Origin of the sequence: Allobrachymonas denitrificans DSM 15123, assembly GCF_900110225.1 — a bacterium.
In the GTDB taxonomy this organism is placed as follows: domain Bacteria; phylum Pseudomonadota; class Gammaproteobacteria; order Burkholderiales; family Burkholderiaceae_C; genus Brachymonas; species Brachymonas denitrificans.
Window position 1 is genome coordinate 20,476 of sequence record NZ_FOCW01000004.1, and the last position, 22,185, is coordinate 42,660.

The 22,185-nt window shown below is 64.5% G+C and carries 19 protein-coding genes; 4 read left to right on the top strand and 15 right to left on the bottom strand.

The genetic code is table 11. The features are described from left to right. Window position 1: 1 nt before the first annotated feature. The 9 genes from BMW28_RS12910 to BMW28_RS08670 all read right to left on the bottom strand — a co-directional run bounded on the left by BMW28_RS12910 (window position 2) and on the right by BMW28_RS08670 (window position 11,860). Complete coding sequence (locus tag BMW28_RS12910) at window positions 2-574, bottom strand: hypothetical protein (RefSeq protein WP_159430739.1); 573 nt, start codon at window positions 572-574, stop codon at window positions 2-4. Between the two features lie 180 nt (window positions 575-754). After that, window positions 755-1,162, bottom strand: a complete 408-nt coding sequence (locus BMW28_RS08635; RefSeq protein ID WP_091816694.1) for a hypothetical protein — start codon at window positions 1,160-1,162, stop codon at window positions 755-757. Window positions 1,163-1,175: 13 nt separating this feature from the next. Next, window positions 1,176-2,135, bottom strand: a complete 960-nt coding sequence (locus BMW28_RS08640) for a tetratricopeptide repeat protein (protein WP_091816697.1) — start codon at window positions 2,133-2,135, stop codon at window positions 1,176-1,178. Beyond that, window positions 2,132-3,304, bottom strand: coding sequence for a hypothetical protein (locus BMW28_RS08645; protein WP_200785767.1), 1,173 nt, complete (start codon window positions 3,302-3,304; stop codon window positions 2,132-2,134). Before BMW28_RS08645 ends, BMW28_RS08640 begins: the two co-directional genes overlap by 4 nt. Window positions 3,305-3,381: 77 nt before the next feature. Continuing rightward, window positions 3,382-3,849 carry a hypothetical protein gene (locus BMW28_RS08650; protein ID WP_234970094.1) on the bottom strand — a complete coding sequence of 156 codons (468 nt, stop codon included), beginning with the start codon at window positions 3,847-3,849 and terminating at the stop codon, window positions 3,382-3,384. Window positions 3,850-3,873: 24 nt separating this feature from the next. Then, on the bottom strand, window positions 3,874-6,834 hold the full coding sequence (locus BMW28_RS08655; protein WP_143280571.1) for a beta strand repeat-containing protein: 2,961 nt from the start codon (window positions 6,832-6,834) through the stop codon (window positions 3,874-3,876). A gap of 78 nt (window positions 6,835-6,912) precedes the next feature. Next, window positions 6,913-7,275 carry a hypothetical protein gene (locus BMW28_RS08660; protein ID WP_091816702.1) on the bottom strand — a complete coding sequence of 121 codons (363 nt, stop codon included), beginning with the start codon at window positions 7,273-7,275 and terminating at the stop codon, window positions 6,913-6,915. A gap of 478 nt (window positions 7,276-7,753) precedes the next feature. Beyond that, window positions 7,754-10,528 (bottom strand): methionine synthase, encoded by a 2,775-nt coding sequence (gene metH / locus BMW28_RS08665; RefSeq protein ID WP_091816704.1) that lies wholly within the window; start codon window positions 10,526-10,528, stop codon window positions 7,754-7,756. A 282-nt stretch (window positions 10,529-10,810) separates the two neighbouring features. Next, window positions 10,811-11,860 (bottom strand): homocysteine S-methyltransferase family protein, encoded by a 1,050-nt coding sequence (locus BMW28_RS08670; protein ID WP_091816707.1) that lies wholly within the window; start codon window positions 11,858-11,860, stop codon window positions 10,811-10,813. 111 nt (window positions 11,861-11,971) lie between these two features. Between BMW28_RS08670 and BMW28_RS08675 the strand changes: the two genes are divergently transcribed. Both BMW28_RS08675 and BMW28_RS08680 read left to right on the top strand, forming a co-directional pair. Beyond that, the gene (locus BMW28_RS08675) at window positions 11,972-12,397 is read left to right on the top strand and encodes a universal stress protein (RefSeq protein WP_091816709.1); all 426 of its coding nucleotides are present in this window, start codon (window positions 11,972-11,974) and stop codon (window positions 12,395-12,397) included. Between the two features lie 214 nt (window positions 12,398-12,611). Next, complete coding sequence (locus BMW28_RS08680) at window positions 12,612-13,901, top strand: solute carrier family 23 protein (RefSeq protein WP_091816711.1); 1,290 nt, start codon at window positions 12,612-12,614, stop codon at window positions 13,899-13,901. A 38-nt stretch (window positions 13,902-13,939) separates the two neighbouring features. On the opposite strand, the gene BMW28_RS08685 is transcribed toward BMW28_RS08680, so the two are convergent. The 5 genes from BMW28_RS08685 to mnmG form a co-directional block, all read right to left on the bottom strand. Next, window positions 13,940-14,881 (bottom strand): ParB/RepB/Spo0J family partition protein, encoded by a 942-nt coding sequence (locus tag BMW28_RS08685; RefSeq protein WP_091816714.1) that lies wholly within the window; start codon window positions 14,879-14,881, stop codon window positions 13,940-13,942. A gap of 24 nt (window positions 14,882-14,905) precedes the next feature. Further along, window positions 14,906-15,463, bottom strand: a complete 558-nt coding sequence (locus BMW28_RS08690) for an RBBP9/YdeN family alpha/beta hydrolase (protein WP_091816717.1) — start codon at window positions 15,461-15,463, stop codon at window positions 14,906-14,908. Further along, window positions 15,460-16,233 (bottom strand): ParA family protein, encoded by a 774-nt coding sequence (locus BMW28_RS08695; RefSeq protein WP_091816719.1) that lies wholly within the window; start codon window positions 16,231-16,233, stop codon window positions 15,460-15,462. Before BMW28_RS08695 ends, BMW28_RS08690 begins: the two co-directional genes overlap by 4 nt. A 396-nt stretch (window positions 16,234-16,629) precedes the next feature. After that, window positions 16,630-17,277 (bottom strand): 16S rRNA (guanine(527)-N(7))-methyltransferase RsmG, encoded by a 648-nt coding sequence (rsmG, locus tag BMW28_RS08700; RefSeq protein WP_091816723.1) that lies wholly within the window; start codon window positions 17,275-17,277, stop codon window positions 16,630-16,632. After that, the gene (gene mnmG / locus BMW28_RS08705; protein ID WP_091816946.1) at window positions 17,277-19,250 is read right to left on the bottom strand and encodes a tRNA uridine-5-carboxymethylaminomethyl(34) synthesis enzyme MnmG; all 1,974 of its coding nucleotides are present in this window, start codon (window positions 19,248-19,250) and stop codon (window positions 17,277-17,279) included. Before mnmG ends, rsmG begins: the two co-directional genes overlap by 1 nt. A gap of 200 nt (window positions 19,251-19,450) precedes the next feature. Here mnmG and BMW28_RS08710 point away from each other — a divergent pair, with 200 nt between their 5' ends. Together BMW28_RS08710 and BMW28_RS08715 are read left to right on the top strand one after the other, a co-directional pair. Further along, on the top strand, window positions 19,451-19,771 hold the full coding sequence (locus tag BMW28_RS08710) for a YkgJ family cysteine cluster protein (RefSeq protein ID WP_091816726.1): 321 nt from the start codon (window positions 19,451-19,453) through the stop codon (window positions 19,769-19,771). Window positions 19,772-20,134: 363 nt separating this feature from the next. After that, window positions 20,135-20,776: a trimeric intracellular cation channel family protein gene (locus BMW28_RS08715; RefSeq protein ID WP_091816729.1), complete on the top strand. Its 642-nt coding sequence runs from the start codon at window positions 20,135-20,137 to the stop codon at window positions 20,774-20,776. Window positions 20,777-20,851: 75 nt separating this feature from the next. Here BMW28_RS08715 and BMW28_RS08720 read toward each other — a convergent pair whose 3' ends face one another. Beyond that, complete coding sequence (locus BMW28_RS08720; RefSeq protein ID WP_091816732.1) at window positions 20,852-22,102, bottom strand: YbfB/YjiJ family MFS transporter; 1,251 nt, start codon at window positions 22,100-22,102, stop codon at window positions 20,852-20,854. Window positions 22,103-22,185 lie beyond the last annotated feature (83 nt).

Sequence of the window (22,185 nt, forward strand, 5' to 3'; positions counted from 1 at the left end):
CTCAGCCTCCGGTCGCCAGCGGCAAGGCCAGCCGCATGCCCGGCCCGGAGCTGTCATCCGGCGCATGTCCCTCGTTGATCACCAGCTCGACCTGACTGGAGCCGGCCGGCAGGCTGCCGAGGAACACCATCTCGCCTTCCAGCGTCTGGCCATTGGTGATGCGCAGGTACTGGTTGTCGGCAGGCCGCTTCAGCATGATCTTGTTGCCACTGCCATCCAGCAGATAGGTGCTGGTATCCGCCAGGTTGGTGAAGCGCGTCACCGTGCTGGAAAAGGACATGCTGACCGTGAGCACGGTGGCATCGGGCGTGAGTTCGACGTTCTTGACGCGGACGGTGAGGCCCAGCGGCGACACGCCCTGCACATTCACCGGAATCTGCTGGCTGGCGGAGGTCGGACTTGCCGCTAGGCTGGAGGCATCGGCAGGAGGCGGCGTCGCCGGCGTTGCGGGCTGTGCCGGTGCCGCAGGCTGTGCCGGTGTGGCAGGCTCCGCGGCTGCGGGCGGCGCAGCGGATGCCGCACCGGCAGCCGTTTCGGATTTTTCGGAGCAGGCGGCCAAAGCAAGACTGGCCATCAGGGCTGCAGCCGCCAGATGCCGGGGCAACGAGCGGACCGGGATAGTCAGTGGTGCAGCAGAAGAAGAAGGAACACGCATCATGCAATCAGGAGTCAGGTTGAAACAATGGCTGCGGCAGCCGCGGAGACCGGGGCTGCCGTGAAACATGCGAGCGGCGTACGGAGCCGCAACAAACCATCAGCGAATCGTCACGCTGTTGACGCTCACGCCACCACCGGAGCCGGTGCCGGAGACGCAATCGCCACGCACCGACACCGGACCGGAGTTGCGCCCGGACACGATCACGGTCTTGCCCTTCAGCGCGGCGCCATCGACGCGCACCGCGTTGACGTCGGCCCGTGCGGTACGGCCCGGCGCGCAATCGACCGCCACGCTGCCGGCAGTGTTGCCGCTGACGGTGATGCGGTTGGTGCCATTGCCCGGATTGGTGATCGTGGTCACGGTCGTCGGGGAGGAGGCCGCTTGTGCCGCGCTGCGGCTGGAATGGTCCTGGGCCATGCTGCTGCAGGCGGTGATCAGACCGCCACAGGCCAGCAGCACCAGGGCGGCGGAGCGCCGGTCCAGGTTGTTTCGCGTGAATGACATGAGAGGATTCCTTTCATGGGGGAGTGGCGTCCGCAGCTGGTACGGACGCAGGATCGGGGTCTGCAGGTGCTGCGGAGGCATCCGCCTCTGCGGCAACGGGTTCAGGAGCCGGCGATGCATCCGGTGTTGGGGGCGCAGCAGGCTCCGGAGCCGGTTCGTGGATCACTACCGTATGCATGCCCTGCGTTCCTGGCAGGCCGGGTACTGCAGCTGCCGGCACGGACGGCACAGGCACGCCCGCAAATGGCAAGGCCGCACCGCCCAGCCCGGGAATGCCCGTCCCCGGTGCCGGCATGGCGCCCATGCCTCCCGCGGCAGAGCCCTGCCCCGGCACCATGGCACGCGCAGGCGCCAGCGGAACCGGCGCGCCGCCGCGTCCGCCCAGCTGCTGCTCCAGCTCACCGGCAAAGCGCTCGGCCATGGCCAGCTCGTGCCCGGCCATGCTGCTGCTGAGCTGGCGCACGCTCTGGCTGGCGCGGCGTGCCTCGGTACTGCCGGGCGGCGCCATCTTCTGGCTCAGGCGCGCATAGCCCAGCGCCTTCACCTTGTCCTGCGGTGCGCCCTGCCCGCTGCGGTACATGTCACTCAGGCGCACCATGGCCTGCGGATCGCCGCGCACTGCCGCCAGCACGTACCAGCGGTAGGCCTGGCTCATGTCGCCCAGTCCGCCACGGGGCTGCTGGTAGGCATCGCCCACCATGGTCATCAGTTGGGCATTGCGCGTGCGCAGCGCATCACGCTTGAGCTGCTCGATCTCGTCGGGCCGATAGATGCCGTTGGCGCAGCCCGGCGGGGGCGGCAGGCCTTGCTGCGCCGCCTGCTCGCAGGCTTCGAGATAGCGCACGCCGGCGCTGCCGTCGGCAGGCACCGGCTTGGGCAGCACACTTCCGGTTCCGGGCGGAGGCAGTTGCGCCAGCGCCTGACCGGCCAGCAGCAGAACTCCGGCACCCAGCAGCAGGCTGCGCGCGCTCACACGGCCTCCTTGGCAGGCGCAGCACCCGCAGCCTGGGCTGCTTCAACAGAGGTGCTGCGGGCATCCCACGGCATCGGCACACTGAAGAACAGCGGCTCGAAGCCCTCCCAGCTCAGCACGTCGACGGTGTTGCCCAGATCCGCAAAATGCGTGCCATACACGGCGCGGATGGCCTGCTGCGTGGTGGCATCGAACCGGCCGCTCACAGCGACGGGCTGACCGTATTTCTGCAGCATCACCTGCACCATGCGGACCTTCATGTCCGGCGTCATGCCCTCGAAGGCCTCCCGCATGTTCTCCACCACCACCGGGTCGGGCTTGCCGCCCGGAATGCAGCGCCAGTACGGCGTGTTGGTGGCCTTGCCCAGCAGCTCCAGCACGCTCAGGTCCACCAGCGTGCGGATGGCGGAATGGCGGCCCTGCAGGTACTTGCCCTCCAGCTTGAAGCCGAAGGAATCGCCGTAGAAGCCCAGGCTGGCGTTGTCTTCCGAGCTCAGGTTGAACACCTTCACCGCATTGGCCGCCTGCATGCGCGGCAGCATCTGGTTGGTACTGAAGTCGACCAGATTCAGATCCAGCGCCAGCGACGACAGGATGGCAGCGCGCTTCACGTCGATGCCGAAATCGGTCTGGCCGCGACCCTTGCCGAAATCCAGCGAGAGGCTGTTGGCCCGGCCGGCACCCGACAGCGCCCGGTCGAACTCCGTCACGGCACCGGTGATCAGGTAGTTGGGCATGGTCACGCCGAAACGCGCACCCAGCTGGGCCTGCGCCACCAGATAGTCCGGGTAGAACGGCACATAGACCACATTGGCACCGATGCGGTTGACCGCAGTGCGCACCATTTCGGTGATCTCACCCGGGATTTCCGCGCCGACCAGCGGGTTGGACAGGTTGGTCGCGTCGCGGATGTCGCGTGTCTGGATGTAGATGACCGGGTCACCCTGCTTGTACACGCGCAGCATCTGGCCAAAACGGCGCAGCGCCAGCGCGTATTCATTCAGGTTCTCGGCCGGCTTGAGCTTGCGCGCCTCGCCTTCGGCCAGCAGTTTCTGCGCATCGCTAATGGCATTGTCGGTGGTGGCGCAGCCGCCCAGCAGGGCAGCCAGCAGGGCCGTGGTGGCCATCAGGCCGGAACGCCGCAGGCGTTGGGGAAATCGGGATGTCATGGTTTTCTGGAAATGAGCACACGAACACACGGTGGCAGCTCCTCGCCTCAGCCACCACCGCACGGAAAGGAATACGGTCAGTTGTTGAGCACAGTGATGTTCTCGATGTCCTTGCCATCCACGTACAGCGTCACGTTGCCGTTGACGTTGCCGTCGATCTGCGGACTGGCGATGCGGATGCTGCCGTCCGGCGCGCGCGTCACGTCGCTGTAGGAGGAGCGGATCACCAGGTTCTGCTGGTTGGCCGGCAGCTTGAGCGTGCCGTCGGGCTGCACCAGTGCGCGCTGGTCCACCAGCAGATCCTCGCGGATCGCCTTCTTCACGCGCGCCTTGGCCGCAACACGCGGCGACACCGCATCGTTGAGCTGGATGCCGCTGGACTGCATATCCTTGTACACGCCCAGTTGCTCGCCATAGCTCACCAGCTGGGCCGATGCCGGGAACGCCAGCACGGCAACACCCAGCCCCAGCACCATGGCGCGCACGCCGGCAGCAGTGCCGTTTTCAGTTCCGGAGAATTTCCACATCATTCGTTCCTGCCCCATGCTTGCTGCTGCCTCGCAGCCGACTTACTGATATACCCGGTTCACCGCCGTGCCGACAATCACCGAGCGGCTCACCACCGGCGACACGCGGCGCTTGCCGACGCCATTGAGCTGCCAGGCATGGTTGCCGGTGACACCCGCCGCGCCCCACACGCTGGCCGTGCGCTTCACTTCCACGCTGCCCACGGTGCGCCCCAGCCCGCTGCGCGACTGGTTGCCCACGATGGCCACCGTGCCGCTGATGCGGCCGCGGTTGATGACCGAATTCGAGACACCGCCCCAGCCCGCGCTGCCGTTGTTGTTGGCAATCACGACACGGCCGCTGACGACTCCACTGCGTTCGTTGACCAGCGAGTTCACCGTGCCACCGCCGGAGCTGCCGCGGTTGTTCGCAATCAGCACCGTGCCGGTGATGCGGCCGTCGTTGCGCACGCTGTTCACCGTTCCATTGCCGCGTGCATCGCCCCGGTTGCCATGCAGCGCCACCGTGGCGTTGCTGATGCGGCCGCTGTTGCGCACACTGTTGACGGTGGCACTGCCCGAGCCGCCACCCTGGTTCTGGCTGATGACGATGCGGCTGGACTCGATCACGCCACGGCGCGTGTTGTCCAGCGTGTTGACGGCGGAGCGTCCCCGTGCCTGGCCCTGGTTGCCCGCAACAAACACCTGGCTGCCGGTGATGCGGCCCCGGTTGCGCACACTGTTTACCTGGCCTTCATCGGCGCTGTCCCCGCGGTTGCCGACGATGGTGATCTGACTGCCCTGCACGGTGCCGTCATGGTTGTCCACGCTGTTGCTGTTGCCGCCGCCCGCCGCCTTGCCGCGGTTGCCGGCGATCACCACACGCGATCCGGCAATACTGCCCGTGCCGCTGTTGCGCAGGCTGGAGGCCGTGGCATCCTTGCCGCCCGTGCGGGCGCCCGTCTGGTTGGCGGCAATGCTCACCTGCGAATCGCGCAGGCGGCCTTCGTTGAGCACGCTGGCAGACAGTGCCTGCCTGCCATTGCCGGCCTGCACCCCCTCGCTGCGGTTGCCCAGAACGGTAAGAGCGCTGTTCGAGACGCTGCCGTTCTGGCCCACCTGCACGCTGTTCGCGGCCGCCAGCCCCTTGCTCGCCTGAACTCCGGTGGCCGTGTTGCCGGCGACCGTCACACTGCCCTGTCGCACCGATCCGAGAACCTGCACACTGTTGGCGCTTGCCGTGCCAACGCCCTTGCCCACGGTGAAGCCGAACGCCCGCCCTTCATTGCCTTGGCTGCGGATGTCGCGCGCCCGGTTGCCGGCCACCAGCACATTGCCGCCCTGCATCTGCCCCCGCCCATTGAGCGCCAGGGCGTTGGCATTGATGCGGCCACCGTCCGCACGCACGGAGGATGCCTGGTTGCCCAGCACGGCTGCTACCATCTGCGTCAGCGACACCGGCTGCTGGCCATCCAGGTAGATGCCGTTGGCCACCAGCACCCCGTTGCTGCTGCGTCCCAGCCCCAGCGCCTGCCCCGAGCCGCCACCGGCCTGGATGTTGGAGGCGCGGTTGCCCGCCAGCAGCAGCTGGCTGCCTTCCATTCTGGCGCCCCGGTAGGCTGCCAGGCTGTTCACCAGTGCCGTTCCGCCCGTGGCGCCAACCTGCCGGACCTGGTTGCCCGCCAGCGTCACGGCACCGCCCTTCAGGGTGGCGCGATCATGCAGTACCAGCGTGTTCGCCGCAGCGCGTGCCTTGCTGTTCAGGCTGGCCGCATGCAGGGGCCCAGACACCGATCCGGCTCCGCTGTGCAGCCCGTCCACGCGGTTGCCCGCCAGCAGCACCGGCGCAGCCAGCCGTGTCCCGGCTCCTTCCGCCACCACGCTGTTGGCATCGGCCATGCCGCCGTCGCTGCGCACCTTCTGGCTGCGGTTGCCGGCCAGCATCAGCTGCGCATCCTCCAAAAGGGCCTGCGCCTGTACCACCACGGAGTTGGCAACGGCGCGGCTGCTGCGCTGGAAGTCGGCCAGCCAGCCGCCTCCCAGCCTGGCGCTGCCGCCAGTGGCCGCAATATCCGCGGCTTCGTTGCCCGCGAGCAGCGTGCTGCCGCCCCGCACCGTGGCGTTGTCCAGCCACAGGCTGTTAGCCGCAGCCGCGCCGCCCAGGGCCTGCACGTTTCTGGCCCAGTTGGCGTGCTGCATGATCTGTGCATCGCGCAATTCGGCCTGCGAGGCCAGCAGCGTGTTGGCCGCCGCCATGCCGGACAGCTTCGCGCTGGCGATGGCCCCATAGCCCACACTGCCGCTGCCGCCGCCCGACTGCACCGCTTCGGCACGGTTGCCGTGCTGGTTGATCTGGCTGCCGGCCAGCGTCGTGCGGGCAAGCGAGACGCTGTTCGCGAGGCTGCTGGCGCCAAAGGTATGCACCCGGTCCGCCACGTTCGACGTGAGCAGCACCCGGCTATCACGGGCCGGACTCTCGGTGAGCTGCACGGTGTTGGCCATGGCCTGGCCGGACAGATCTAGCGCCGCAGCACCCAGGGCAATCCGCCCGCTGCCTCCCGTGGCCTGCACCTCGCCCGCACGGTTACCCGCCACCAGCAGGCGATTGCCGCTCAGCGTGGTGCGTCCAGCCCCGCCATCGGCGTCGATGCTGTTGGCCAATGCGGATCCACCCAGTGCCCGCATGGCGCCGCGACTCAGGTTTTCCAGCACGCCGAAGCTGCCACCACTGGCCTGCACGGCACGCAGCTGTACCGCGTGCAACTGGGCACGGCCCGGGGCATTGGCCTGAGCGGCAGCGTTGCCCAGTGCCCCGCCTGAACCTCCCACGGATGTCACCTCTCCCTGTGCCCGGTTGCCGGACACGCGGGCCTGGCTGCCCTGCAGCGTGCTGCCCGGACTGGACTTCGACCAGCCCAGCGGATCAGGCCAAGCCGCCTGTGCCAGGGGCACGACGGCAAGTTGGCCCATCACCACCAGGCCGGAGACAGCCCAGCGACTCGCAGAAGGAAAAACGACATCCATGACGGCTCCTGCACCTGCCTGCGCCGGGGCCGGAGCGCTGCCTGCGGGCGGCGCTCCGGCCCGTCCAGCATGGCAGTCTTAGTTGATGTTCACGCTGTTCACGTTGGCGAGGCCGCCGATGGCCTTCACGTCGGAAGATTCGTTGTTCATCACGTTGATGCCGCTGCCTTCCACGGTGGAACCGGTGATGTTCACGCTGTTCACGTTGGCCACGCCGCTCATGCGGGCGCCAGCGATCTTGGCATCGACTTCGCCACCGATGGCCAGCACGGAACCGGACTTGTTGCCGATCACGTTGATGGTGCTGTTCTTGATGGTGGAACCGGCGCTGCCCTTGGCCTTGCCGATGCCCGGGATGTTCACGTCACCGGATTGGGCCAGCGCGCTGCCGGCAGAAAGAGTCAGGGCAATGGCGCCCAGGATGGCTGCAAACTTGTTCATGAAATCGCTCCAATGGTCAGGAAAAGGAAATGCGCTGTCACGTAGAAAGGTTGTAGCCCAAAGGGCCACCCGGCGAACTCTAGAAACGCAATATGACAAGCCCTTTCACAGTCGTTACTGCATGTATTTCCCCGGAGGATGAAATGCGCAGTGCCTCATGCTGCCGTGCAGCACGACATCTGCCGACCGGATACCCGCGACCATTCCGGGCCATTGCCAAGGGAAACACGCGCACGCCAGTCCGCTCACGGCCTCGGAACAGCGGCCGCGGACCCCAACGGCGCAGGCATGGCCCGCCCTCACGCTGTTACACGCGATTGGTTACGATTGATACAAAGATTTGGTGCTCTGACCTGCCACGTCGCAAGGTTTGGGGGTCGAATATGCCCCAAAAACCCCAAAAAGCAGGCTCAATTGAAAAGCGCGAGCGCGCTGCAAAATGCAACGCACTCGCGCGTACGGTGATCGCGGAGAAGCCTTACAGCCCCAGGTTCGGCGCCAGAGCCCGTTCCACGTCGGCCTGCGCCGCGCCGCTGCGCTCGGCCATGTCCCTGGCCTGATCAGCGCCGATCTTGCCCACGTTGAAGTAGGTGCTCTCGGGGTGGCTGAAGTAGAAGCCGCTGACGCTGGCTGGCGGCGTCATGGCGTAGCTCTCAGTCAGGCCCATGCCGATGTCCTCGGCACGCAGCAGATCGAACAGCGGGCGCTTGATGCGGTGGTCCGGGCAGGCCGGATAGCCCGGCGCCGGGCGGATGCCCACATACTGCTCGCCGATCAGCTGCTCGTTGTTCAGCGTTTCGTCTGCGGCATAGCCCCACAGGTCAGTCCGCACACGCTGGTGCAGCATTTCGGCAAAGGCCTCGGCCAGACGGTCCGCCAGCGCCTTGAACAGGATGCTGGAGTAGTCGTCGTGCGTGGCGGCAAACACCGCTTCCTGCTTCTCGGAGCCGATGCCGGCCGTCACTGCAAAACCGCCCAGATAGTCGCGCCCTGCCCCGTTGCGGGCCGCACCGTCCAGCACTCTGCGCGGCGCCACAAAGTCCGCCAGACAGCGGCTCGGACGCATCACGCCGTCGATTTCCTGCTTCTCGGTCTGCTGGCGCAGGCCGTACCAGGTCAGCACCGGCGTGCTGCGGCTTTCATCGGCGTACAGCTCGATATCGTCATCGCGCACGGTATTGGCCGGCCAGAAGCCCAGCACGCCATTGGCGGTCAGCCACTTGTTGTCGATGATCTGCTTGAGCATGGCCTGACCATCGGCAAACACCTTGCGCGCTTCCTCGCCCACAATCTCGTCGTCCAGGATGGCCGGGTACTTGCCGGCCAGATCCCAGGTCTGGAAGAACGGGCCCCAGTCGATGTACCTGGCCAGTTCGGCCAGATCGACATTGCGGAATTCGCGCCGGCCGATGAACTTGGGCACCGGCGGCTGATAGCCTTGCCAGTCCAGCGGCGTGCGGTTGGCACGCGCCTTCTCCAGCGCCCAGAGCGGAATCTGCTTCTTGTTGGCGTGCTGGCTGCGCACCTTGTCGTAATCGGCCTGCAGCTCCTGCAGGAATCCCGGAGCAGCATCCCCCAGCAGGTTCTGCGCCACGCCCACGCTGCGCGAGGCATCGGGCACATACACCACCGGGCCTTCGTAATGCGGGGCGATCTTCACAGCCGTATGCACGCGGCTGGTGGTGGCGCCACCGATCAGCAACGGGATCTTCTTGATGCGGAAATGCTCGTCCTTCTGCATCTCGGCCGCCACATACTGCATCTCTTCCAGGCTGGGCGTGATCAGGCCGCTCAGGCCGACGATGTCCGCACCCTCGCACTTGGCCCTGGCCAGGATCTCGTGGCAGGGCACCATCACGCCCATATTCACCACTTCGAAGTTGTTGCATTGCAGCACGACGGTGACGATGTTCTTGCCGATGTCGTGCACATCGCCCTTCACGGTGGCGATCACGATCTTGCCCTTGGACTTCACGTCCATGCCGGCGGCTTCCTGCTGGCGCTTCTCTTCCTCGATGTAGGGCACCAGATGCGCCACCGCCTGCTTCATCACGCGGGCGGATTTCACCACCTGCGGCAGAAACATCTTGCCCTGTCCAAACAGGTCGCCGACGATGTTCATGCCATCCATCAGCGGGCCTTCGATCACGTGCAGCGGACGGCCGCCATCGGCAATGATCTGCTGGTAGGTCTCTTCGGTGTCCTCGACGATGAAGTCGGTGATGCCGTGCACCAGCGCGTGGCTCAGGCGCTCGCGCACCGGCAGCGCCCGCCATTCCAGCTTCTTGCTGTCGTCCTTGGCCGCGCCCTTGGCACGCTCGGCGATTTCCAGCAGGCGCTCGGCGGCATCGTCGCGGCGGTTCAGCACCACGTCTTCCACGCGCTCGCGCAGCTCGGGCTCCAGCTCGTCGTAGACGCCGATCATGCCGGCGTTGACGATGCCCATGTCCATGCCGGCCTGGATCGCGTGGTACAGGAACACCGTGTGGATGGCCTCGCGCACCGGCTCGTTGCCGCGGAAGGAGAAGCTCACGTTGGAAACGCCGCCGCTCACTTTTGCACCCGGCAGGTGCTGCTTGATCCAGCGCGTGGCGTTGATGAAGTCCACCGCGTAGTTGTTGTGCTCCTCGATACCGGTGGCAATGGCGAAGATGTTGGGGTCGAAGATGATGTCTTCCGGCGGAAAGCCCACCTCGTCCACCAGCACGCGGTAGGCGCGCTCGCAGATCTCGGTCTTGCGCTCGAAGGTGTCGGCCTGGCCCACTTCGTCAAAGGCCATCACCACCACAGCAGCGCCGTAGCGCTTGCACAGGGTGGCCTCGTGCTTGAACTTGTCCAGCCCTTCCTTCATGCTGATGGAGTTGACGATGGCCTTGCCCTGGATGCAGCGCAGACCGGCCTCGATCACCTCCCACTTGGAGCTGTCCACCATGATCGGCACCTTGGCAATGTCCGGCTCGCTGGCGATCAGGTTCAGGAAGCGCACCATCGCCGCCTTGCTGTCCAGCATGGCCTCGTCCATGTTGATGTCGATGATCTGTGCGCCGTTCTCCACCTGCTGGCGCGCCACGGCCAGCGCTTCCTCGTACTGGTTGTTCAGGATCAGGCGCGCAAAGGCCTTGGAGCCGGTGACGTTGGTGCGCTCGCCGATGTTGACGAACAGATGGCCCTCGCCGATGGCCAGCGGCTCCAGGCCGGAGAGGCACATGGGAGCAACAGGAGCGGCGGTGGGAAGGGGGGCAGAGTCAGACATGGCTACTACTCGATCGGGAAAGGCGTGACGCGGCAGGACAGCGTCACGTCAAAAGGTAAAACGGAAAGGGCAGGTGCAGAGTCAAGCGGCGGACAGGACAACGATGTCAGGGCGTGGCGGCATGCTTTGCCCTGCATCTGAAGCTGAGGGCTGCATTGCGGCCCCAGCGGAGCGGTCACAGTCCGCCCCTGTTTCCCCGGCTTGGGGCTGTTCAGGGCCAAACCCGGTGGGGCCGGCAGGGCCGCCCTGTTCCACTGAGCCGCAAGGCCATCCGGGCCCATCTCAGGCCGCCTCGTCACGCGGAAAGCGCGTCAGCAAGGCACCGCGCGGCTGCAGCGCATGCACGGCCTCGCCGATGGCAGCGATGTGGTCGGGCGTGGTGCCGCAGCAGCCACCGACGATATCCACCAGCCCTTCGGCGGCAAAATCGTGCACCAGCCGGCTGGTCACGTCCGGCGTTTCATCGAAGCCGGTTTCGCTCATCGGGTTGGGCAGGCCGGCGTTGGGATAGCAGCTGATGAAGGTATCGCCAGCCACCTTGTGCAGTTCCTGGATGTAGGGGCGCATCAGCGCCGCGCCCAGCGCACAGTTCAGGCCGATGGACAGCGGCTGCACATGGCGCACGCTGTACCAGAAGGCGGTCACGGTCTGGCCGCTCAGGATGCGGCCGGACGCGTCGGTGACGGTGCCGCTGATCATGATGGGCAGGCACTCGCCGCTGTCATCGAAGAATTGCTGGATGGCGAACAGCGCCGCCTTGGCATTGAGCGTGTCGAAAATCGTCTCGACCAGCAGCACATCGGCGCCGCCATCAACCAGACCCTTGATCTGCTCGTAGTAGGAGGCGCGCAGCGTCTCGAAATCCACGTTGCGCGCGCCGGGATCGTTCACGTCGGGGCTGATGCTGGCGGTCTTGGGCGTGGGGCCGAGGGCGCCGGCAACAAAGCGCGGCTTGTCCGGCGTGCTGTACTTGTCGCAGGCGGCGCGCGCCAGCTTGGCCGACTCGAGGTTCATCTCGTAGGCCAGATCGGCCATGCCGTAGTCTTCCTGAGCTACGCTGGTGGCGCCGAAGGTGTTGGTCTCGATCAGGTCGGCACCGGCAGCCAGATAGCCTTCGTGGATCTGGCGGATCACGTCGGGTTGGGTCAGGCTCAGCAGCTCGTTGTTGCCCTTCACGTCACGCGGAAAATCGGCAAAACGCTCGCCACGGTACTGCGCTTCGCTCAGCTTGAAGCGCTGCACCATGGTGCCCATGGCGCCGTCCAGAATGACGATGCGCTGGCGCAGGATCTCGGGCAGGGCTTGGGCACGGGTATAGGAAGGCAGCTTCATGCCCTGAATTGTAAGAGAGCCCCCCTGCTCAGGCGTACAGTCGGTGTTTTTCTCCTAAACTGGAGAGGGTTGGCGCGCCCGGATGGCGCCAGCAGACGACAAGGAGGCAGCATGAAGATACTTCTGGCAATCGACGGCAGCAGCTACACCAAGCAGATGCTGGCTTATCTGGTGGAGAACAAGGAACTGTTCGCCAACGCCGCCCAGGACTACACGGTGATGACCGTGATCGCCCCGCTGCCCACGCGCGTCAACACCGCCCTGAGCAAGGAAGTGATCCTCAAGTACTACGCCGACGAGAGCGACAAGATCACCGAGCCGGTGGTCAAGTTCCTGGCCATGCACGACATCCGCCCCACGGTGGTGAGCAAGGTGGGCGTGCCGGGCCAGATGATTGCCCAGGTGGCCGAAGAGGGCAAGTTCCGGCTGGTGGTGATGGGCTCGCACGGCCATGGCGCGCTGGGCAACCTGGTGATGGGCTCCGTGGCCACGCAGGTGCTGGCCAACTGCAAGGTGCCGGTGCTGCTGGTGCGCTGAGGGTATTGGCCCGTCTTTTCTCGTTTCCGAAACAGACAGGCTGTCAGGAGCGAGGCTGGCGCTGCGTGATCTCTCCACTCTCCGTGTACGGTCTGGCCTGATCGTCTTCCCAGTTGCTGCAGACATATTTTCATGTCCGCATGACCTCATTCCGTCATCGAAAGACCGTTCGAAAAAGTTACCATCCTTGGCAATCACATTGCAAGGATGAGCCATGGCACTTTTTCACTGGAAGGAACAGAGCAGCGCGGTGCTGCAACAGGGCGGCCTGATCGGCCCCGATGAACGCCTGCCCTGGCCACAGACCACGCTGATGGGCGTGCAGCACGTCATCGCCATGTTCGGTGCCACCGTGCTGGCCCCCATCCTGATGGGATTTGATCCCAATCTCGCCATTTTCATGAGCGGTATTGGCACGCTCATCTTTTTTGCGCTTACGGGCGGCAAGGTGCCCAGCTATCTGGGCAGCAGCTTTGCCTTCATCGGTGTGGTGATTGCCGCCACCGGCTATGGCGGATCCGGGCCCAACGGCAATCTGGCCGTGGCGCTGGGCGGCATCGTGGCCTGCGGCCTGGCCTATACGCTGATCGGGGGCCTGGTGCAGCTGATGGGCACGCGCTGGATCGAGGCGCTGATGCCGCCGGTCGTCACCGGTGCCGTGGTCGCGGTCATCGGCCTGAACCTGGCCGGCGTGCCGATCAAGAACATGGCCTCCAGCAACTTCGACAGCTGGATGCAGGCCGTCACCTTCGTCAGCGTGGCACTGGTGGCCGTGATGACGCGCGGCATGCTGCAGCGCCTGCTGATCCTGCTCGGCCTGCTGGTGGCCACGGTGATCTATGTGCTGCTGACCAACGGCCTCGGCATGGGCAAGCCGATGGATTTTTCCGGCATCATCGCCGCACCCTGGTTCGGCCTGCCGCAATTCACCGCGCCGGTGTTCGAGAGCAGCGCCATGCTGCTGATCGTCCCGGTGGTGTTCATCCTGGTAGCGGAAAACCTGGGCCACATCAAGGCCGTCACCGCCATGACGGGACGTGATCTGGACCGCTACATGGGCCGTGCCTTCATCGGCGACGGCATTGCCACCATGGTGAGCGGCTCGGCTGGCGGCACCGGCGTAACCACCTATGCCGAGAACATCGGCGTGATGGCCGCCACCCGCATCTACTCCACCGCCGTGTTCGTGGCGGCAGCAGTGATCGCCCTGCTGCTCGGCTTCAGCCCCAAATTCGGCGCCGTGATCCAGGCCATTCCGCTGCCGGTGATGGGTGGCGTCAGCATCGTGGTGTTCGGCCTGATTGCCGTTTCCGGTGCCAACATCTGGGTGCGTAGCAAGGTGGATTTCAGCGATACCGGCAACCTGATGGTGGCGGCGATCACGCTGGTGCTGGGCACGGGAGACTTCACCGTGGCCTTTGGGGATTTCAAGCTGGGTGGCATCGGGACGGCGACCTTTGGCGCCATTCTGCTACACCAGCTGCTGCGCTTGCGGCCCCGCTGAATCCCCGTCGATGAACCCCGATGCGCGGGTGGGCCTGCTTACCCGCGCAGGCGGTCAATCAGACCGTTGAGTTCCTCCAGCGAGCCGAACTGAATCGCCAGCTCGCCCACCTCTTCGAGCTTGCCGTGGCGCTTGACGCGCTTCTTCACGCGCACCTCGACCTGGGCAGCGAGCAGGTCGGACAGCTCTTCCTCGACACTGCGCACGTCCCCGCTCTTGTCGCGCTTGGGTCGCACGGTCTTGAGCTCGAAATCCTCACCCAGCTTCTTCACCAGGCGCTCGGCTTCGCGCACCGACATCTTCTTGCCGGCAATCTGGTTGGCCGCGTTGATCTGGTTGGCCTTTTCCAGGCTCAGCAGCGCACGTGCATGGCCCATGTCCAGATCCCCCGCCATCAGCATGGTCTGCACCGGCTCGGCCAGCTGCAGCAGTCGCAGCAGGTTGCTGGCAGCGCTGCGACTGCGTCCCACGGCCTGCGCCGCCTGCTCATGCGTCAGGCCGAATTCGCGCACCAGACGCTGCAGGCCCTGCGCCTCTTCCAGCGGATTCAGGTCTTCGCGCTGGATGTTCTCGATCAGCGCCATGGCGGCGGCGGCTTCATCCGGCACGTTGCGCACCAGCACCGGCACGCTGTCCAGACCCGCCAGACGGGCGGCACGAAAACGGCGTTCGCCCGCAATGATCTCGTATTTGCCAGCCTGCTCGCCCTCTCCCAGCTTGCGCACCAGGATCGGCTGCATGATGCCCTGCACCTTGATGCTCTCGGCCAGCTCATACAGCGCGCCCTCGTCCATGCGCGTGCGCGGCTGGTACATGCCGGGCACCATCTGATCGAGCAGCAGCGTGGAGGGGGAGCGCTCGCCACGCTCCATGTCGAACGGCGTATCGAGCGCCATGTCGCCGGCGGCGCCTTCCTGCAGGCGGGGGCCGAGCAGCGCTTCCAGTCCGCGTCCCAGGCCCTTGTTGCGTTTGGTTGCCATAAGCTTCTCCTTGTTCTCTCGAGTCTAGGCGACCGGCGTGCTGCGCGCGATCAGATCCTGCAGTTGCTGCAGTCCCTGAGGCCAGTCACCCAGTCCGCTTTCGCTGTTGATGTGGCCGCAGGGGCCGATATCCACCAGGGTGCTGCCCCAGGCCGATGCCAGCCATGCTGCACGCTCCAGGCTGCACCAGACATCATCGCTGCTGGCCAGCACCGTGCTGGCAAACGGCAGCGGCTGCAGCACCATGTTGTGCCAGCTGTGCAGGGACTGCAGCAGGGAAATGTCCAGATCGGCAGGTGCCACCAGCAGCGCCGCCTGCACCTTGTGTGCCTGACGGCTGTGCGCAGCCCAGGCCGCCACCAGATGACAGCCCAGACTGTGTGCGACCAGAACCACGGGCGTCTCACTGGACAGCACCGCCTCCTCCATCTGGATCATCCAGTCCCCCCGCAGGGGCTGCTGCCAGTCATGCTGCTCGACGCGCTGAAACCCGTGCTGCTGCTCCCAGCGGCTTTGCCAGTGCTCAGGCCCGCTGCCGTTCCAGCCCGGCAGGGTCAATATCCGCAGCTGCGAATCACTCATGCCGGCTGCTTGAGGCGATCGACCATTTCCTGGGCGAACTCCACGAAGGCCTTGCTGCCCTTGGCCGACGGGTCGAACACCACGCCGGGCAGCCCGTAGCTGGGCGCCTCGGCCAGACGCACGTTGCGCGGGATGACGGTGTTGAAGACCTTGTCGCCAAAATGGTCCTTGAGCTGGTCGCTGACCTGCTGCTGCAGCGTGATGCGCGGATCGAACATCACGCGCAGCAGGCCGATGATTTTCAGCTGGGGATTGAGGTTGGCATGCACCTGGCGAATCGTGTTGACCAGATCGGTCAGGCCTTCCAGCGCAAAGTATTCGCACTGCATGGGCACGATCACGCCATGCGCTGCGCACAGGCCGTTGAGCGTAAGCAGCGACAGCGCCGGCGGGCAGTCGATCAGGATAAAGTCGTAGTCGTTCTTGACCTTGGCCAGCGCCAGCTTCAGGCGCTTTTCGCGGCGATCCTGGGTGACCAGTTCCACTTCGGCGCCAGCCAGTTCGCGGTTGGCACCGAGCACGTCATAGCCGCACTTCTCGGCCGTGCGTCGTGCTTCCTTGACGCCGCATTCCTCCAGCAATACGTCGTACACGCTGGGGTCCAGATCGCGCTTGTCGAGGTTGGATCCCATGGTGGCATTGCCTTGCGGATCCAGATCGACCAGCAGCACGCGCTGCCCGACCTTGGCCAATCCTGCCGCCAGGTTGACGGTGGTGGTGGTTTTGCCGACACCTCCCTTCTGGTTGGCGACACAAAAGATTCTGGCCATGCTGTTTGCTTTCGGTTGTGGAGTAAACCCCTGCATTGTACGTTTTCAAAAATGCGGGAGTGTTATTTGACGAACGGGTTGGCTTCGGAGTGTTTCTCTCTCGACTCTGCTCATGCTCGCTTCGCTCACGAAATCGCTGAGCCGAGAGAGAAACACTCCGAAGCAATGGGCCGTTAGTCAAAAAATTGGGAAGAAGAAAGGGGTAAAGGGCACCCGGTAGTCTTGGGAGTGCAGCGCAAGCAGGCAGGCGATTTCGCGAGCGCAGCGAGTATGAGCCGGCCTGCTTGCGCTGCACTCCCAAGACGGAACATCACAAACAATGATTCCTGAATCGAAACGAACGACTGCCCACTCACCGATTGCAGCGGTACAAATATGCCCACCACCAGAACGCGATCAAGCGACCACTTTACGCATCCACACAATACAGCGCTGCGCATCCAGCATCGGCACCGTCAGTTGTTCCACGTGAAACACCTCCACGCTGGAAGACAACGCAGCCATTTCATCCACAGGCTCCTTGCCCTTCATCGCCAGCCACACTCCTTCAGGAGCCAGCGCCTGTTGCGACCAATCGGTAAAATCTTTCAGCGTCGCAAAGGCACGACTGCTCACCACGTCGTACACGTCAGTCAACTGCTCCACCCTTGCATGGATGCCCCGCAGATTGGCCAGGCGCAAGCCCGCAGCAGCCTGCTGGATAAAGGCAGCTTTCTTGCCAACGGTATCCACACAACTCACCTGCAGCTCAGGCACGCAGATGGCAAACACCACGCCCGGTAATCCACCGCCAGAGCCCACATCCAGCAAGGTCTTGCTTCCCTGCTGCTGCACATGACGCTGCAACGGCGGCACTGCCGCCAGGCTATCCAGCAGATGGTGCGTCAGCATTTCTTGCGGATCGCGCACTGCCGTGAGGTTGTACACACGGTTCCACTTCTGCAGCAGTTCCAGATAGTCCAGCAACTGCGACACCTGCGCATCCGACAGCGACAGTTGCAAGGCATCCAGACCTTGCAACAATTCTTCCTGCAACGCTCGCATCACGCATCCCCCTTCTGCGCCGATGTCTGGCCGAAATCCTTGCGGGACTTCTTCAGGTGGATCAGCAACAGCGAAATGGCCGCTGGCGTGATGCCACTGATGCGCGATGCCTGACCCAGGGTTGCCGGCTTGTGGCGATTCAGCTTTTGGCGCACTTCGATGCTGAGTGCAGGCACCTGCATGTAGTCAAAGTCTTCGGGCAGTGCCAGGCTTTCGTAGGCCGCTGCACGCTCCACTTCGGACTTCTGGCGATCGATGTAGCCGGCGTACTTGATACCGATCTCCACCTGCTCGATCACGGCGTCCACAAAATCGCCACCGGTTTCACGTGAAACATCGGCCGTCAGATCGGTATTGGCAAACTTCCCGCCATCCATCGACATCAGGGTCTGGTAATCCACTTCCGGCCGGCGCAGCAAATCGGCCAGGTTGTATTCGTGCTCAATGGCTTTACCCAACACCCGTTGCGCTTCTTCAGCGGGCAGCATCTGCGGGTTGACCCAGGTCGCCTTCAGGCGTTCTGTTTCACGTGAAACAGCATCACGCTTGCGGTTGAAGACATCCCAGCGTGCATCATCCACCAGACCCAGCTTGCGGCCGATTTCGGTCAGGCGCATGTCGGCATTGTCCTCGCGCAGCTGCAGGCGGAACTCGGCACGGCTGGTGAACATGCGATACGGTTCGGTCACGCCCTTGGTGATCAGGTCATCCACCAGAACGCCCAGATAGGCTTCATCGCGGCGTGGCGTCCAGGGGGCTTCGCCCTTGCACTGCAGCGCGGCGTTCAAACCGGCAAACAGGCCCTGGGCTGCTGCTTCTTCGTAGCCGGTGGTGCCGTTGATCTGGCCGGCAAAGAACAGGCCCTTGATCTGCTGTGTCTCGAAGGTGGCCGTCAGGCTGCGCGGATCGAAGTAGTCGTATTCGATGGCATAGCCCGGGCGCAGGATGTGACAGTTCTCCAGACCAGGCATGGAACGTACCAGCGCCAGCTGGATGTCGAACGGCAGCGAGGTGCTGATGCCATTGGGATAGTACTCGTTGGTGGTCAGGCCTTCGGGCTCCAGAAAGATCTGGTGGCTTTCCTTGTCGGCAAAGCGGTTGATCTTGTCTTCCACGCTCGGGCAATAGCGCGGCCCCACCCCTTCGATCTTGCCGGTAAACATCGGGCTGCGGTCGAAGCCGCTGCGGATGATGTCATGCGTGCGCGCATTGGTATGGGTGATCCAGCAGGGCATCTGCTGCGGGTGCATGCCGGCCTTGCCCATGAAGCTGAACACCGGCATGTCGGGACTCATGCCACCGGGCATGCCGTCGCCGGGCTGTTCTTCACACTGGCTGAAATCGATGCTGCGTCCATCCAGACGCGGCGGTGTTCCGGTCTTGAGTCGGCCCTGCGGCAGCTGCAGTTCCTTCAGGCGCGCCGACAGCGACACTGCCGGCGGATCTCCTGCACGTCCGGCCTGGTAGTTGTTCAGGCCCACATGGATGCGACCATCCAGGAAGGTACCCGCCGTCAGCACCACGGTGCGGCCCCGGAAGGTGATGCCCACTTCCGTCACGGCACCGGCCACACGTTCACCTTCCACCAGCAGATCGGTCACCGCCTGCTGGAACAACCACAGGTTCGGCTGGTTCTCCAGCATGCGGCGGATGGCCGCCTTGTACAGGATGCGGTCGGCCTGCGCCCGCGTGGCGCGCACGGCCGGGCCCTTGCTGGAGTTGAGGATGCGGAACTGGATGCCACCCTCATCGGTGGCCAGTGCCATGGCACCGCCCAGCGCATCCACTTCCTTTACCAAATGGCCCTTGCCGATCCCGCCGATGCTGGGGTTGCAACTCATCTGGCCGAGGGTCTCGATATTGTGGGTGAGCAGCAGGGTCTGGCAACCCATGCGCGCCGCGGCCAGGGCGGCCTCGGTACCGGCATGGCCGCCACCGACCACGATCACGTCAAATTGCTGGGGATAAATCATGCGCTGTGCCAGCCGCTGGCTGGTAGACAAAAAACACGCCGCGCACTCCGGAAAACAACCTGAGGCAGGGGCGTGTTGGATCAAACTTCTTGCCGATGCAAGCCCTGCATTGTACCGGCTGCACCGTCTTCCGTGTTGCGTTTCTGGCGATAAAACCCAATGGTGACGCGGGCTTGCGACGGGACTTCTACAATCCGGCCATGCCCAGCAACTCCCCCACCGCTCCCTTTGCCTGCCGCTCCGGCTGCGCCGCCTGCTGCATCGCCCCAAGCATCAGCGGCCCCATTCCCGATCTGGATGGCCCCGGCAGCCACAGCAAGCCGGCCGGCGTGCCCTGTGTGCAGCTCGATGCCGATCTCCGTTGCCGCCTGTTCGGCGACCCGCGTCGCCCTGCAGTTTGCGCCAGCCTGCAGCCTGGGCCCGAGATGTGCGGAACGGCCGCGAGTGACGCGGAAAACCGTGTCCACGCCATGCATTTCCTGGCCGAACTCGAACGCCTGACGAGCCCCGGCACCTCCTGATTCCGCCCACAAGCCCGCAGTGCATAACTGTGTGGATAGTTCTTGAGCAACTGGTGGCTTATCCACAGGACTTTGGCTTGTCCCCAACTTGTTGTCTGTTCGCGGACAGCAGCGAAGCATAGTCATACAGCGCTTGTGCTGCATCGCAAGCTGATGATTTGGCGTGCAAAAAGCAGCTTGTCCACAGAAAGCGGCGACCCTCTACTATCTACTACTATTTATATATACCGTTCAAAGAAATACCGGGGACAACTTTTTCGCGCCGTGCGAAGACCGTCACGGTCTGTTTTTTGCCCCGATGACGGAAGGCGGCACCAGCGTGATCGCCATGCCGGATGGCAGGCGCATGCCTACAATCGCTCCATGGAGCTTTCCCTCGATCCCCGTCTTGTCTTTACCACCCTGGAAGTGATCGCTATCTTTGCGTTCGCCCTCTCCGGCCTGTTCGTTGCCAAGCAGCACCGGCTGGACGCGGTGGGTAGCTTCATTGCCATCTTTCTGGCGGCATTCGGCGGTGGAACGCTGCGCGATATCCTGCTGGACCAGCGCCCGTTCTACTGGGTGAAGAACAGCAGCCTGCTCTGGGGCGTTCTTGCCATGGCCTTGCTGGGCAGTCTGACGCTGCGGCTGTCATCGCGGCTGTTTTCCAATCGGGTGATCCTGGTGGCGGATGCGATCGGTCTGGGCATCTTCAGCGCCACCGGCACCCAGATGGCGCTGCAGCTGGACTGGCCAGCCCTGCCGGCGGTGATGATTGGCGTGATTGCCGCCACTTTCGGAGGCTTGCTGCGCGACATCGCCTGCAATGAAAAGCCCATGCTGATGAGCGATCCCACACCCTACGCCAGCGTGGCCTTTGTTGGCAACTGGGGGCTGCTGCTCCTGCTGCAGCTGCAATGGCTGGATGTGTTCTGGAGCACCGTGGTGGCTTCGGTGGCGATTGCCGGTGCGCGCCTGCTGCTGGCATTTCTGGGCGTGAAGCTGCCACAGCTGGATGGGCATTAGCGCGATACGGTAACCTCCAGAGAGGGAAGTCAGTGTGATCTCCAGTTGTCGGGAGATATCCCCGGCAACACACCCTCAGCGGCCCGTCAGCGCCTTTTGCCGGCTGGCCAGCAGGGCTCCCAGCCACAGGGCCAGTGCGGAGGCCAGAAAGCCGCGTTGCAGGCCGCCCGGGCCATCGGAAATCCAGCCGACGATGGCAGGGCCGAGTACCTGCCCAAACGCGAACACGATGGTGAAGGCGCTGATGCCGCTCACCCAGGCATCGGGTGCGAGGTTGTGCCGCACCAGGGCGGTGGTGGAGGCCACGACGGACAGGAAGGTGGCGCCGAACAGCACACCGGACACCATGGCCAGCAGCGGATGGGTGGACAGCACCGGCAGCAGCGTGGCCAGGCCCAGCAGCGCACTCAGGATGGCAAGAGCCTGACCGCCGTGGTAGCGGTCCAGCAGGCGCGCCCAGATGCGGCCGGAAGCCACCACAGCCAGACCCAGCAGCGTATAGAACACCGTGATTTCCAGCGAGGAAGCGCCACTGCTGCGCAGCAGCGCGATGATGAAGGTCATGTAACCGATATAGCCCAGGCCGAACTGGAAATAGGCCGCCAGCGCAAAGCCGAACTGGCCCCAGCGGAAGCGGTCCGGCTGGGTTGTGTTGCTGGCAACAGCATGCGCAGGAGCCGGCTTGGGCGGCGGCGTGCGTTGCCACAGCTTGTGCAGCCAGGGCCGGGCCAGTAGCAGGCCGATCATGGCCAGCAGGCACATGCCGCCCAGCAGCCACCAGGACGATTGCCAGCTGTGCGCCTGTCCGGTGCTGAGTTCCAGTGCCAGCGGCACCCACAGGGCAGAGCCGGCAATGCCCCAGCCAGTGCCACCGTAGTACAGGCCCAGCAGCAGTCCGCCATGGGCCGGCGCATAGCTGCTCAGGCGCGCTGCCAGCAACCCGCCGCCGACAAACAGCGTGGCGCTCAGCACACCAGCCAGCAGGCGCAGTGCCAGCAGCGTGGCAGTATCGGTGAACAGGCCGGAAACAGCCATCAGGATGCTGGCCAGCAGTGCGCTCGCCAGCACGATGCGTTCGTGCGAGACATGCTGCACCAGACGCGGCATCAGTAGCGCGCCCACCAGATAGCCGGCGGCATTGACGGTATTCATGGCGCCAGCAACGGTATAGCTCCATTGCAGGTCGGCACGCATCACCGGCAGCAGCAGGCTGTAGGCAAAGCGCGTCACACCCAGCGAGATGGCGGCGGCCAGGGACAGGGCCAGCGCCAGCAGCACCATGCCGCGCAGGGAAAACGGGCCGGATGGGGCGGGTGGCGTGGTCATCCGACTACGTTAGCACAGGGTTCCGGTGCTTCCGGGGCCCCTCGGGTAAGCCCTGATGCTATATTCATCGGTAGATTGAATTG

Coding starts and splice junctions, on each gene's coding strand:
- BMW28_RS12910 (WP_159430739.1), bottom strand. CDS start 574: ATGGCCAGTCTTGCTTTGGCCGCCTGCTCCGAAAAATCCGAAACGGCT.
- BMW28_RS08635 (WP_091816694.1), bottom strand. CDS start 1,162: ATGTCATTCACGCGAAACAACCTGGACCGGCGCTCCGCCGCCCTGGTG.
- BMW28_RS08645 (WP_200785767.1), bottom strand. CDS start 3,304: ATGACATCCCGATTTCCCCAACGCCTGCGGCGTTCCGGCCTGATGGCC.
- BMW28_RS08650 (WP_234970094.1), bottom strand. CDS start 3,849: ATGGGGCAGGAACGAATGATGTGGAAATTCTCCGGAACTGAAAACGGC.
- BMW28_RS08655 (WP_143280571.1), bottom strand. CDS start 6,834: ATGGATGTCGTTTTTCCTTCTGCGAGTCGCTGGGCTGTCTCCGGCCTG.
- BMW28_RS08660 (WP_091816702.1), bottom strand. CDS start 7,275: ATGAACAAGTTTGCAGCCATCCTGGGCGCCATTGCCCTGACTCTTTCT.
- metH (WP_091816704.1), bottom strand. CDS start 10,528: ATGTCTGACTCTGCCCCCCTTCCCACCGCCGCTCCTGTTGCTCCCATG.
- BMW28_RS08670 (WP_091816707.1), bottom strand. CDS start 11,860: ATGAAGCTGCCTTCCTATACCCGTGCCCAAGCCCTGCCCGAGATCCTG.
- BMW28_RS08675 (WP_091816709.1), top strand. CDS start 11,972: ATGAAGATACTTCTGGCAATCGACGGCAGCAGCTACACCAAGCAGATG.
- BMW28_RS08680 (WP_091816711.1), top strand. CDS start 12,612: ATGGCACTTTTTCACTGGAAGGAACAGAGCAGCGCGGTGCTGCAACAG.
- BMW28_RS08685 (WP_091816714.1), bottom strand. CDS start 14,881: ATGGCAACCAAACGCAACAAGGGCCTGGGACGCGGACTGGAAGCGCTG.
- BMW28_RS08690 (WP_091816717.1), bottom strand. CDS start 15,463: ATGAGTGATTCGCAGCTGCGGATATTGACCCTGCCGGGCTGGAACGGC.
- BMW28_RS08695 (WP_091816719.1), bottom strand. CDS start 16,233: ATGGCCAGAATCTTTTGTGTCGCCAACCAGAAGGGAGGTGTCGGCAAA.
- rsmG (WP_091816723.1), bottom strand. CDS start 17,277: ATGCGAGCGTTGCAGGAAGAATTGTTGCAAGGTCTGGATGCCTTGCAA.
- mnmG (WP_091816946.1), bottom strand. CDS start 19,250: ATGATTTATCCCCAGCAATTTGACGTGATCGTGGTCGGTGGCGGCCAT.
- BMW28_RS08710 (WP_091816726.1), top strand. CDS start 19,451: ATGCCCAGCAACTCCCCCACCGCTCCCTTTGCCTGCCGCTCCGGCTGC.
- BMW28_RS08715 (WP_091816729.1), top strand. CDS start 20,135: ATGGAGCTTTCCCTCGATCCCCGTCTTGTCTTTACCACCCTGGAAGTG.
- BMW28_RS08720 (WP_091816732.1), bottom strand. CDS start 22,102: ATGACCACGCCACCCGCCCCATCCGGCCCGTTTTCCCTGCGCGGCATG.